The 13086-nt window shown below is 49.1% G+C and carries 11 protein-coding genes; 6 read left to right on the top strand and 5 right to left on the bottom strand.

Annotated elements, in window-relative coordinates; genetic code table 11:
• Positions 1 to 405: 405 nt before the first annotated feature.
• The 5 genes from ACI4OH_RS05130 (at position 406) to ACI4OH_RS05110 (ending at position 7007) form a co-directional block, all read left to right on the top strand.
• Positions 406 to 2688, top strand: a complete 2283-nt coding sequence (locus ACI4OH_RS05130; protein ID WP_439784298.1) for a DNA topoisomerase 3 — start codon at positions 406 to 408, stop codon at positions 2686 to 2688.
• Positions 2689 to 3063: 375 nt separating this feature from the next.
• Complete coding sequence (locus ACI4OH_RS05125) at positions 3064 to 3243, top strand: hypothetical protein (protein WP_439784297.1); 180 nt, start codon at positions 3064 to 3066, stop codon at positions 3241 to 3243.
• Positions 3230 to 5815 (top strand): hypothetical protein, encoded by a 2586-nt coding sequence (locus ACI4OH_RS05120; protein WP_439784296.1) that lies wholly within the window; start codon positions 3230 to 3232, stop codon positions 5813 to 5815. The genes ACI4OH_RS05125 and ACI4OH_RS05120 overlap by 14 nt, the downstream gene beginning before the upstream one ends.
• 153 nt (positions 5816 to 5968) lie before the next feature.
• Entirely contained in the window at positions 5969 to 6487 is a 519-nt protein-coding gene (locus tag ACI4OH_RS05115; RefSeq protein ID WP_439784295.1) for a hypothetical protein, read from the top strand.
• A gap of 22 nt (positions 6488 to 6509) precedes the next feature.
• Positions 6510 to 7007, top strand: coding sequence for a single-stranded DNA-binding protein (locus tag ACI4OH_RS05110; protein ID WP_439784294.1), 498 nt, complete (start codon positions 6510 to 6512; stop codon positions 7005 to 7007).
• 720 nt (positions 7008 to 7727) lie between these two features.
• Here the strand turns inward: ACI4OH_RS05110 and nudC are convergent.
• From nudC to ACI4OH_RS05090, 4 genes are all read right to left on the bottom strand, one after another.
• Positions 7728 to 8567 (bottom strand): NAD(+) diphosphatase, encoded by an 840-nt coding sequence (gene nudC, locus ACI4OH_RS05105; RefSeq protein ID WP_432646667.1) that lies wholly within the window; start codon positions 8565 to 8567, stop codon positions 7728 to 7730.
• An 81-nt stretch (positions 8568 to 8648) separates the two neighbouring features.
• Positions 8649 to 9281 carry an MBL fold metallo-hydrolase gene (locus ACI4OH_RS05100; protein ID WP_432646668.1) on the bottom strand — a complete coding sequence of 211 codons (633 nt, stop codon included), beginning with the start codon at positions 9279 to 9281 and terminating at the stop codon, positions 8649 to 8651.
• A gap of 55 nt (positions 9282 to 9336) precedes the next feature.
• Entirely contained in the window at positions 9337 to 9882 is a 546-nt protein-coding gene (locus ACI4OH_RS05095; protein ID WP_435721056.1) for an HD domain-containing protein, read from the bottom strand.
• A gap of 159 nt (positions 9883 to 10041) precedes the next feature.
• The gene (locus ACI4OH_RS05090) at positions 10042 to 10875 is read right to left on the bottom strand and encodes a D-alanyl-D-alanine carboxypeptidase family protein (protein ID WP_432646670.1); all 834 of its coding nucleotides are present in this window, start codon (positions 10873 to 10875) and stop codon (positions 10042 to 10044) included.
• 254 nt (positions 10876 to 11129) lie between these two features.
• On the opposite strand from ACI4OH_RS05090, the gene lexA reads away from it, so the two are divergent.
• Complete coding sequence (gene lexA, locus ACI4OH_RS05085) at positions 11130 to 11681, top strand: transcriptional repressor LexA (RefSeq protein WP_432646671.1); 552 nt, start codon at positions 11130 to 11132, stop codon at positions 11679 to 11681.
• 128 nt (positions 11682 to 11809) lie between these two features.
• Here the strand turns inward: lexA and ACI4OH_RS05080 are convergent, their stop codons facing one another.
• Positions 11810 to 13057 (bottom strand): methionine gamma-lyase family protein, encoded by a 1248-nt coding sequence (locus tag ACI4OH_RS05080; protein WP_432646672.1) that lies wholly within the window; start codon positions 13055 to 13057, stop codon positions 11810 to 11812.
• Positions 13058 to 13086 lie beyond the last annotated feature (29 nt).

Here is a 13086-nt window from a genome sequence, read left to right as displayed (position 1 = left end):
AAAACTAGACAAACTATGCTATTCTATAGAAGGCCAAAATCATCATTGGCTACCTTCTTTTCAAACCAACGAAGATAACTGAACTGCGGAAAACGTGTTAGAAGATGCTATGCATCACGTTCTAACACGTTTTTTGTTTTCTTACTGTCATTTTGCTTGTAAATATGGTATAATAATCCTACAGGATGATGAAACGTAGCTCAAACTTTCATCCCTTTTGACGTATGGGTTCCTTTCACATACGTTTTTGGCATCAATCCACTGTTCACGGTTGATGCATCTCTCAAAAAGACCTTCCGTTTCGGAAGGTCTTTTTTATGCGCAAAATCGACAAAAGATAAGAAAACGACCTCCTATAAACCTGTTATCCTATAGGTATCGATAGCAGAAAAAGGAGGATTTTTCATGCGCTTGTTTATTGCAGAAAAGCCAAGCCTGGCTCGTGCGATTGCCGAGAACCTCGGCAAACAGCAGAAGAAGGATGGCTGTATTGTACTCAACCAGGGGCAGGATGTTGTGACCTGGTGTTTCGGTCATATCATGGATGACTACAATCCAGAGGATTATGACGAAAGCTATAAGAAATGGCGGTTCGATACCCTGCCGATTATCCCGAATACCTGGAAGCTTCGCGTAAGGTCGGATGCCAAAAAGCAGTTCAACATCATCAAGGACCTCGTAAAGAAAGCCGATACCATCGTCAACGCAGGCGACCCGGACAGGGAAGGCCAGCTCCTTGTCGATGAAGTCCTGACCTTCCTTGGCAATAAGAAGCCCGTTCAGCGTATTTTGCTGAATGCCCTGGATTCCAAAAGTGTCAAAGAAGCCTTAAACGACCTGCGGGATAACCGCGATTTTGAAGGCCTCCGGGATAGTGCCGAAGCAAGAAGGCAGGCTGACTGGCTCGTCGGCATGAACCTCACGCGTGCCTACAGTATGAAACGGCAGGCCGCTGGCTATGACGGTACCGTCCACGTAGGACGCGTCAAGACCCCAACGCTCGCACTTATCGTGCGCCGGGAAGATGAACTTAAGAACTTCAAGCCGACGACGCACTACATCGCCAAAGTCATCTGGAAGCACGAAAACGGCGCAATTCCGACCCTCTGGAAAATCAAAGAGGACCAGGAAGGCCTCGACAGCGAAGGCAGACTCCTGAAAAAGGAAGTAGCCGAAGGCCTTTTAGAGAAGATGGAAGCCGCCGCCAATCACAGCGATGGTGCGCAGATTGCTTCCGTTGAACAGAAAAAGAAACAGGAAAACCAACGTCTTCCTTACAGTCTGTCCACGTTGCAGGTCGAAGCAGGCCGGAAATACGGCTATTCGCCAAAGCAGGTCCTAGATACCATGCAGAGCCTTTATGAAAAGAAGCTCACAACGTATCCACGCTCGGACTGCGAATACCTGCCGGAAAACCAGTACGCCGATGCCAAGCAGGTCTTAAATAACCTCAAAAACATTCCGGATAAGGACTTCCAGACACTTCTAGAGAAAGCCGATACCAGCATCAAGAGCCGTTGCTGGAACGATAAGAAAATCAGTGCGCATCACGCGCTGATTCCAACGACGGAAAAGCTGTCCTTTAACAGCCTGAGTGAAGCTGAACAGCGCATGTACCTGCTCGTTTCCAAAGCGTACCTTGCCCAGTTTTTCCCGCTCCATACGTACCTTGCGACAAAGATTATCGTGACCTGTGCGGATGAAACTTTCGTCGCCAATGGCAAGACCGTTACGGACCTTGGCTGGAAAGCCATCTACCAGAAGGATAAAAGCGACAAGGAAGAGGAAGACGAGTCCTCGCTTCCAACCGTCGTCGAAGGCGACACGGTAACGTACCAGGAAGGAAGCGTACAGGAAAAGGTCACAACGCCACCAAAACGCTTTACCACCTCGTCGCTCCTGCAGGCCATGAAGGAAATCTACAAGTACGTGCAGGATAAAGAACTCGTCACAAAGCTCAAATCCTGCAAGGGCATCGGCACTGAAGCGACAAGGGCCGGAATCATCGATGAAATCACGAAAGACGGAAGCGTAAAGGTTGAAAAAGGCAAGCTCGTGCCAACCGAAAGTGGCGCGATGGCCATTCATCTTCTGCCGGATGAAATCACGTATCCGGACCTCACAGCCCGCTGGGAAAACGAACTCGATGAAGTCGCCGATGGAAGCCTCAGCCTTGACATCTTCCGCGACCACCAGATTAGCCGGATTATTGAGCTCATCGACAAGGCCAAGAACCTCAACATCAAGCCGAACGCCAATGTGCCGCTTTGCCCGAACTGCGGCAAACCGCTTCGCCGCCGGAAAGGTGCGAAAGGTATCTTCTGGGGATGCTCCGGCTATCCGAATTGTAAAACGACCTTCCCCGATAAAAATGGCAAGCCGGATTTGAACGCGAAAAAAGCCAAAAGCGTTCCACCGGAAACCTGCCCGAAATGCGGCAAAAAGCTCTATCAGCGTCATGGCAAATTCGGTACCTTCTGGGCCTGTGAGGACCGCGACAACTGCGGTGCGCACTTCCCCGATAAGGATAACAAGCCGGTCATCGTACTGTGCCCAGAATGCAAGAAAGGCTATCTCCTTCGCGCCGAAAGCAAGAAGAAAAAGGGAAGCTATTTCTGGTACTGCTCGGAGCGTTGCGGTGCCAAGTCCGTCTGGGATAAGAACGGCCTGCCGGACCTGAAAAAATAATTCATGCGACAAAAATAATACAGCAGTAATACTGCCGTATTATTTCAATAGCATAACGTATGCAGTTCATACGACAATCGTAAGATACTGTGCGTATAAACTGCATACACTTAGAAAGAAGGTGATTCCTATGGTACATGCCAGCACGTATGAATGCCCAAACTGCGGCCATCGCCAGGACCATCCAGGTCCGTGCGATAACTGCGGAAAAGAAGTTCGTTAATCATCTTTTGCTTTTAGACGGCGGGAATTTATTTCCTGTCGTCTTTTTTTACTTTCGTCCTACAAAAAGACAAGAAAGCCAGCTGGCCTTTTCCTGCTACACTAAGTCAAGATGATACATCGCACTATGAAAACAACAAGGAGGGGAACCTTATGAGTTTGCTATCTCAAGCCGAGCTCGACGAGCTTATGGCCGATACCTACGACTTCGACCTCGAAGAACAGGCCGCGATGGATAAGGCTCAGGCCCGCATCCACAGGGAGCGTAGGGATTACATGCGCCATAACGCACGCAAGCAGAAAGGGGAGCGTCATCACCATGAAAGTAAATGAAGTCTTAAATGACCGCGACCTGATTGCCCGTATTCTGACGAAGAATCTTCGTCAGTACGGCAATTTAGAGCCAAGTGGCTTTTATACACGTCCTGTCCATGGCACCGGCGACGAACTGCGCATGATGAGCCGGTCGAACTATCTGCGCGTTGCGGCTTATCTGCATGAGGATTCTGCCAAGAATCCGCACTTTGTCAGCCAGGAAGAAGCCGTATCGTTGCATCTTGTTGTAAAGCCAAGTGCTCGTCCGGTTTATCTTGAACATTGGACGCGGGATAATCAGGGCGAGTATTCAGCCGACCTTGTACCGTACTATAACATTGACGACACGATTGGCCGTCATAAGCGTATTGAAACCTTTCGCCATGTTATACCGGAGCGCGACCAGCCGAAACACTTGCAAGCGGCCGCGTCCTTTCTAGGCCTTGATGCCGCGCCGGAAAACGGCGAAGGCATCCGAGATGCCGCCTATCAGGTTGCACAGGAAATGGGTCTGAGCGTCTTAGAAGCCAAGGCCTTTTCCCAGCTCGTCTTGAAAGACTACAATTTAACGAGTGATTTTTCAAAGCATCCGCTCTACAGCGAAGATGAAATCTTAGCCTTTGACGCAAATCCTCGAAGCCTCTTTACAGCCGTAACACAGGCCTCCAAACTAGAGCGTAACCTTCCGGTCCTACTGGCCCAGAAAGAAGCTCAAATCGAAGCACCTGCACCGGAAGCAGGAGAAGAACAGCAGGTCGTACAGGAGGATGCATCCAAAGCTCCCAAAGAGGAACCTTCTAAGCAACCCTCTGCAGAAAAACCGGAAGAAAAGGTTCCCCCGAAAGAACCGGAGACGGCACCAAAAGAAGCAACTGCTTCTGAGAAGGAAGAACCGGCCAAAGATACCAAAGCAGAAGAAGCTTCCAAAGAAACGAAACAACCGGAATCCGAGTTCTTCAAGACCTTGAAGGTCCATCTGGAATACTGTGATAAGGAACTTGTCGATTTTGAAGGCAATCCTTATCCAGAGCCATGCGATTTGACCGGCGAAAAAGCCTATGAGTTTCTTGTCCAGCTCAATCATCTGGACAAAGCTTGCTTCTCTCATGGCCGGACCGATAAAGTCCTGGCACAGGGCGATGGAAAGGTATCCTTCTCCTTATCTTACGGCGAAAATCTGCCAAAACTAAGTCCAGGCGATACGCATCTTTTCCAGAATATCGGCGCAAAAATGGGGGACCTTACCTTCTGTAATGCTACCTCGGTTGCTCAGATGCTTGATAAAAAAGCCTTGTGGATTCTCCATAAGATTTTGGAAAGTGATAAGCAGGCTAAGAACATTTTGCAGTTATCCCATAAACCAATCGATGACGAGCATATTCAGGACATACGCGAGGATGTAAAACCCACTTTAACGGCCTTCCAGGAAAAAGTTTTAGAGCCGCTTCAAAAAGAAGAAGACGCTTATCTTGCGAAACATCCGGAAATCAAAGCCATTCAGGATGAGACGGTAACGCCTTACATCTATGTCTGCCGGAAAGAGGATTACACCAAAGAAGGAATTGACATACACAGTAATGGCCTTGTACCAGCTGATGAAATGAAAGATTACGTAATTTTGCCAGTCTCGCAAGCAGAGCCAGTTTTAACAAGCCTTGCTACCAGTGAAGAAAAGGCTAGAAAAGTAGATGAACGGTACACCAAAGCAAGAAACGGCCTGCCAAACAGCATGGTTGCCTTTTATTCGAGCCACAATCCGGACCTCATGACGATGAAGAACGAAAACGTCTTACTCGTCATTCCGCATAAAGTCATTAAGACCCTGAAAACGTTACAACATATCTCAGCAAAGCTTTTCTACAAGGATAATGTCTTTGACACCGCTGAACATGTTCGTAACTTACATGGTATCGGTGTGTTTTCCAGATTAGATGACTATCTGCACGAAGACCACGATAATTATAAACACATGGTACAAAGCGGGATTCGGTATGCTGGAATGGAACCACAGGCGAGCATGACGATAGCTTGGGATGGGGATTCTTCCGGAAAAGACGCGTTTCAGATTCGTGCGGGAAATGGCATCGAAGGAAAAGCCTTTGCCGAAGAAGGCCTGGATAGATATCTTCCTAAACGACTCGAAGACGACGATACCCCCAATAAGGAAGCGGTATATGAGGCCTTAAACAACTACAGTCATTACGGCAATACTTACTTCTCGCCTTATAAAAATTTCGATGCCGATATCTATGACCGTCCTCTTCCGACCTTAGACGAAAGTCTAAAAGTCTATCAGGAAACCGCTCCTTTGTTTGAACCGAGTCCACGAGCTCTTGACAAGATTGATTCCGATTACGCGGAACGATGCTATGACGTTTTCAAGTCGTATGGCACGATAAAAGAAGCCAACGATACACCGGCAAAGGTCTGGAAAGATGCCACGCAGAGAATGCTCGATACGGGTCATTCCAGAGAAGAAATCAAAGCCGTTGCCCAGCAAATTGGCCTTTACGATAAGACAGCGAGCAACGCCATTCAAGGATTCCTGCCAAACCTGCAGAAGCATCCGAACCCGCAGGAAAAATCATGATGCGCATAACGTGCGCATAGTGTGCGCTTTCCGTAATATTCTAGTATGATTCTTTGCACACTAAATATTACATAATGTGCACCAGAAGCATATTTCGTATTATTTTTATCGCATTGTATACTCATTATATACATACAAAAGAGGTGTATACGATTGCCTTGGACTGCTAGAAGATTAAAACCTGTATCCTTAAAGAATCTACATCCTATTCATACGCCTAAAAATATAGATGAACTGAATGATTCCATTGAAGCAGAGCTCTTTTCTCTAATTCGGGCAGAATCCGCTTCCTCTGTACAAGAACTTGGTTTTATTGACCGTGCCGTTTCATTGCGGTACGCACAAGAAATTCTTCGACTTATTCGTTTTGTTGAACCAAAAGAAATCTTAGAACTATGTTCGTATATATTGGAAGTAGCTATTTGTGAGGGTACGGAAGAATTTCTCTGTACGTCCTCTGTATATTGTACGGAAGATAATTGCCTGCATTTCCCATTTCAAACGGACGATGAATTTCTCGCGTTTATCGCGAAAGAAAACCTAATACAAGATGAACTAGGAAATGCGATTTATCATACCAGTCTTGGTCAATATCTCTATTTTCACGGTGAACCGCCTTTGGCCTTCATCCGCTCGTATATCCAGTCAAATGGGCTATGCCATTTTTCATAATTAAATCAAAGGAGTGTTTTTCATGAATCAGGCAGAATTAGTTGGTCGTTTCACAGCAGACCCCGTGCTCCGCACGACAAAGCAGAATCGAAAGGTTCTTCATTTCTTCCTTGCAACGCAGAGGCATTACAGCCGCCATCTGGATAAAGAGCCTGCTGTTACGGCCGATTTCATCCCTTGCGTAGCCTGGAACGGGGCCGCTGAATGCTTGGCAAAGTATTGCAAAAAAGGAAGCCGTATCGGTGTGCGTGGTCCGATTCGGAGCCGCACCTGGGATACGCCAGAAGGCCAGAAAAAGTTTGTTATGGAAATCCGTGTCGATGAGTTTGAGTTCTTAGGTAAGAGAAAGAACGCGACGACCACTACTACGGCCCCTACATCGGAAGGGAAGACCGCAGAGGGAGCCGTAGGGGAGCCTCCAGAAAAGACTGAGGTACCAACTGGGGGCATCATCTTGGAATCCGACAACGAAGAAGACGAAGAAGATAACTGGTTCCCGCCAGTACCGAATGTATATTAAAAAGAACGCAAAATAAGGCATTGTGCGGCAAATCGAGGATTTGCCTGCTAGTTTGCTCATAAAAATAAGGCTTTCCGTACAGATGATGTACCGCGAAGCCTTATTTTTATTATGTTTTTATGGTATTACTTCCGAATAGTTTTGCCGCTTTTCTTGCCGCAATTTTGCCGCAATCCATTTCAAATTGGAGAGCTTTGAGATGCCTTTGCCGCATTTTTGGCGCAAAATTTTTCTAGCAGTCAAGAGCTTCATACGACTTCTAAAGTCGCTCAAAGCCTTGATATTCCTAATAACTCAGCTCATACACAAAATCTCAAAACGGCCTAAAGTCCTCTCAAGTCTTTTTAAGTAAATTACTTCCGATAAGTATAAATTATCGGAAGTAAATATTTCGCAGAAAACAGATAAGAAACTTTAGCAAGGTATTACTCAAATAATATTGGTATTACCATGGTAATTTAGGAATTATACAAGTAATACCAATACTGCCGCGATATTACCGTAACGTAATTTGAGCAATAAAAATACCCCATCCGAATAAGTTTTGTGTTATTTGATGAGGTATTGTGTTATTTGATGAGATATTCTGTATGGTGCTTCTATATGGCACAGTAGTACATATCATATTTGATGATACTCCTGCGTGATATGTGCTGCAGGATCTGTAAATATGCTGCTGTGATGTATCGAACTGTTGTTATCGTCTCTGTATCAGCTGTTTCAGCATTTTTCGCCGTTCTTGAATCTTGCCATCATTTCGTTGGTTAGGCTCCAGTCGTCCGGCTGCAGGATGACTTCTTCCGGTGTGGCCCAGAATGCGCGGCTCAGTTCGTCTTTGTCCATGTCGATGGCATCGTCACCGTCGAGGTCGCAGTAAAAGCCTGCGAGGATGTCAGCGGCACTGCCCCATGGCTGGGATTTGTAGTAGCGGATATTCTTGACTTTGAGGCCGACTTCTTCCTTGACTTCGCGGGCTACGGTTTCTTCGAAGGTTTCGCCGATTTCCGTGAAGCCGGCAATCAGCGCGTAGACGGTCGTGTCATTGTGGCCGGCAGCATAGCGCGTTAAAAGGATTCTGCCGTTGTGCAGGACGCCGACGATGATGGCCGGGTTGATACGCGGATAAATGACATGGTTGCATTTCGGGCAGCGCAGCGCGCGTTCTTTTGTATCGAGGACCGTCGCATGACCGCAGACACCGCAGAAACGGTTGGTCAGATACCAGCCACGCAGATGAAGCGCCGTGTAAAATGCGTAGAAGCTCGGCAGTTTGGCCTCTTTGTTCTCGCGGATGCTCCGGATCGGCTCAAAATCGAAGCCTTCGGGAGTCTGCGGCTCCGTATCGCCGAGCAGCAGGAAAAATTCTTTCTTGCCGATGGTAAAGAGATAGACACAGCCTTCCGGGCGGCCGAGCTGGGCAAACGTCGGGAAGAGCTTGCCTTCATCCCTGCGGACGAGCACGTCGCGGTCCTTGAAATAGAAGATGACGCTGTCATCTTTTGGCTCGGCCGTCGGTTTATAATGGTTGTCGAGTTTTTTCGGGGCAATATCCTGAATCATGCAAATCGTTCCTTTCCATTATACATCTATATCATTATATATCTATCCTGCTATGCTGGTTTTATGAAGGGCAGCTGCTGTTCAAGCCTGATACCATGGCCGGACTTTTTCATCCGCCACAGTCGTCGGCGCGGAATGGCCGGACAGCAGCAGTGTATCGTCGGGCAGCGTCAGGACCCTTGTGCGTATGCCTTCAAGAAGTGCCTGCTCGTCGCCGCCGTATAAATCTGTGCGGCCGTAGCTGCCCTGAAAGATGGAATCGCCGACAAAAGCCGCACCATCGGCCTCGGCGTAATACATGACACCGTCGGCTGTATGACCGGGAAGATTGATCAGCTTGACCTGAAAAGACGGCGTATTCTTGAGACGGATGACCGAACCGTCTTTGAGGTACGTGACATCTTTCAGCAAGATGGGCTCCTCTGTTTGCGCAGAGAGGTTCCAGACGGGATTCTCGGCATAGAGCCTGCCCTGCTCACCCATGTAAACTGGAATTTTGAGCTGTTCCTGAATCTCACTTACCGCGCCGATATGGTCAAAATGGCCGTGCGTCAGCAGAATCGCTTCGATAGTCAGCCCTTTTTCTTCAATGAGTTCTAAGAGCTTCTTCGCCTGAGCTCCGGGGTCGATGAGAAAACCGTGCTTCGTGTCATTGTCCGCGTAAATATAGCAGTTTGTCGTGATGTACTTCGTAACAGGTGCCTGCAGAATCATGCCTGCCCCTCCTTCCATTTATTCCATCATTTCCATTTCCGTAGTATTGTCAGTATCATCTCGGTAAGTTAAGGCCGTAAATCGTGTTGAGCAGCTTCGTGCCGCTCTGCGTGCGGAAGACCTTCTCGCGGAAGGAAAGCAGTGCTTTTTCCGAGAGGTTATCTTCATAAGCATTGACAAGGAAATCGGCTTCCAAAAGAATCTGATAGTCTGCACCATCGACGTTTTTATATGTATGATGATGGCCAATCAGGTACGCAATGCGCTCCACCATTTCTTCCGGAATGCCGGAAACCTTATGCAGCAGTTCGCGTGCCGGTGCCGGCCCTTCCTTCTCCTGATAAATACCAGCCGGACTGCCGTATTTTTCTTCGGCAGCGTGAATGCCAATATCGTGCAGAATCGCTGCAAGTTCCAGCATCTGCTGCGTGGCTTCCGGCAGCTGCTCCCCGCGGCCAATCAGGGCAGCATACGTGTAAACCTTGATGAGATGCTGGATGCGTTTCGCATCGCCTGCATCAAAAGCAATTGCAGCCTGCAGCACCTCATCGCGCTTCTTTTCATATACAGCTTTATCGATAGTGCTAATTGGATTCATCATAAAACCTCCTCATTTTTTGATATCTCACGAACTTCCATCTATTATAGCAGGTGTATGCACATTGTTGCTGATCCTGCTGAAACTAAGGCAGTCGGACTAACTTTATAAGTGAAGCTTCAGCCTGCTGCGCGGAACGTTAAAGTTAGTCCGACTGCCGCCTTATTTTATGTTTGTATTCTCTTCCTGCGCAAACCCATAATCCAACAGCTCCGCTGCTTCACTGAAGCGCGTTTCATCGTCATCGGAATGCATGACCACGGCGATGAGCTCGCGTCCATCGCGCGAAGCTGCCGCACTGACGCAGCCACGGGCGGCGCTGGTCCAGCCCGTCTTGATGCCCGTGCAGCCTTCATATGTGTCAAGCAGTTCGTTCGTGTTTTCGCAGTAAGTTGTGTGCCCCTGCGGCGCGATATAATAGAGTCGTTTTTCCTTCGTGCCCACGATTTTGCGGAACGCCGGCATCTTCATGCCATAAGCGGCAATCTTGGCCATGTCACGCGCCGTCGAGTAGTGGTCGGGGTCCGGCATGCCGTTCATATTGACAAAATGCGTGTTTGTTGCGCCGATTTCCTGAGCTTTGGCATTCATCATGTCAGCAAAGCCTGCTTCACTGCCGCCAATGGCTTCACCGATGGCCGTGGCCGCACCGTTGTCGGAAATCATCATCATCTGCTGCTCGATGTCGGCAAGGCGCAGGGCATAGCCCGGATAAAGGCGCGTGCATTCGACGTTGGCAGCATTGTCACTGACCGTGATGATCTGGTCCGGACTGCCCTTTTCCAGGGCGAGGATGCAGGTCATCATCTTTGTCATGCTGGCCGGATATTCGCGTTTGTCCGCATTTTTCTCATAAAGGACCTGCCCCGTCCGCTCATCGATGACAATCGCGGCATCAGCCGTGATGTCCGGTGCCGCAGCCATGGCCACCGCGGACCAGACAAGCAGCAGCACCATGCTCAGCAGACTGGTATAAAACTTTTTACCGAATCTCAATTTTTCAATCCCCCATCTGTCCCCTATTTTATTAGCACGTATAAATGCGGTGCTCATTTGCAGGAGACTCTCCCTGCATTATAACTTTATCATCTGAACTCGTCAAATCCCCGGCTGGATTCATATACATGAGAAAATCTTAAGAGGATTTCAGCCAATTTTCATAAACTTCATTCCTAAGCGAACATACATATGATATAATAAGAAGTAAGATAGAATACAATATAAATAAAAGAATATGAGGGGGATGCATTATGCGTAAGACGAGAAAATCAAGCGAACGTCAAAAAGAGATTTTCCAATTCATCAAGGCTTTCCTGCTCGAGAAAGGATATCCTCCATCGGTACGGGAAATCGGCAAAGCCGTTGGCCTGAAGTCGAGTTCGACAGTGCATGGCTATCTGACGCGCCTTGAGGAAAACGGCATGATCAAGCGCGACCCGACAAAGCCGCGTGCCATCGATATTCTCGATGAGCGTCCTTGGCGGCAGAATGTACCTGTACCGGTGGTTTCGCCGCGTCATAAGGGGGCGGCGCTGTTTTCCGAACAGAACAGCCGGGCCGTGTTTTCGTTCCCGCAGGAGATGCTTGGCACCCATAAAAAGACGTTTGCCATGAGCATGCCCGATGACAGCATGGAAAAGGAAGGAATTTCGGAAGATGATCTGCTTTTCATCACGCCGCAGGAATTTGCCGATGATGGCGAGCTTGTGGTCACGAGAATCGGAGACGGAATCACGGTGCGCCGCTGTCCCGTGGACAGCGTGATCCTTGGCCGTGTCATCGGGATTTACCGCCGGCTCTGAAATATATTGCCTCAAAAACAAAAAAGACTGCTCTCCATTTGGGCTTATTGACTTGACGGCTTTGTCCGCCGTTTGAGCTTTTCTGGATGAGCAGTCTTTTGCTGTTATGACAGGCTTATATTATATAGTTATTTTTCGTCGACGTCGAGTACGGCCTGAGCGGCGCCCATGATGCCAATCATGGCATGTTCAAACGTCAGGCCACCCTGCAGGTAGACGTTGTAGGGTGCACGCAGCGGACCGTCGGCGCTGAATTCGATGGAAGCACCCTGTACGAATGTGCCGGCTGCCATGATGATTTTGTCGGCATAGCCCGGCATGTCCCATGGCTCCGGCGCGGCGAAAGAGTCGACTGGCGAATATTTCTGAATGCCGCCGCAGAAAGCAATGAGTTTGTCATCACTGCCGAGCTCGATGGCCTGAATGATATCTCCGCGCACGTCCGTCGGCAGCGGCAGCGTCTTGTAGCCGAGTTTTGCGAACATGCCGGCAGCGAAAATCGCGCCTTTGATGGCCTGCATGACAACGTGCGGTGCGAGGAAGAGCCCCTGGAAGAGAAGGCGGTTATTCGCGAGGCTCGCACCGAGCTCATCGCCCATGCCCGGCGCCGTCAGGCGGTAGGACGCGAGTTCGACGAGTTTATCCTTGCCGACGATGTAGCCGCCGGTCGGCGCAAGGCCGCCACCCGGATTCTTGATAAGCGAGCCCGCCATGATGTCGGCGCCGGCCTGCGTCGGCTCCTCGTAATCGACGAATTCGCCGTAGCAGTTGTCGACAAAGCAGATGCAGTCCGGCTTGATGCGGTGCACTTCGCTCGTGATGGCGCGGATATCATCGATGGAGAGAGGATTGCGCATGCTGTAGCCGCGCGAACGCTGGATTTCGACCATTTTCGTCTTGTCCGTGATGACATCTTTGATATGCTCCATATCGACTTTGCCATCGACCATGGGCAGCTCGTTGTAGAGCACGCCGAATTCCTTTAAGGAGCCGGGGCTCGGGTTGTCGTAGCCGATGACGGTCTGCATGGTGTCGTACGGCTTGCCCGTAAGGGAGACGAGTTCATCGCCTGGGCGCAGGATGCCGAAAAGAACCGTGGCCAGAGCGTGCGTGCCGGAGACGAACTGCGTGCGGACGAGGGCGCGTTCGGCACCGAAAATCTTGGCGTAGAGTTCTTCGAGCTTCGTGCGGCCGATATCGTCATAGGCATAGCCCGTCGTCGTGTTGAAATGAGCGTCTGAGACGCGGCATTCGCGCATGGCGTCGAGGACTTTCAGCGTATTGGCTTCGGCGACATCCTCAAGATGTGCAAAAAGCGGCTCGGATTCTTTGAGGACCTCGCGTTTGAGATCGATGACTTTTTTCGAAAAGGACATGAAATGATTACCTCACAATATATTAGATT

Source organism: Mitsuokella apri, from assembly GCF_051886055.1.
Taxonomy (GTDB): Bacteria; Bacillota; Negativicutes; order Selenomonadales; family Selenomonadaceae; genus Mitsuokella.
Note: the sequence above shows the minus strand (reverse complement) of the source record. Positions and strands in the feature narration are given on the sequence as shown.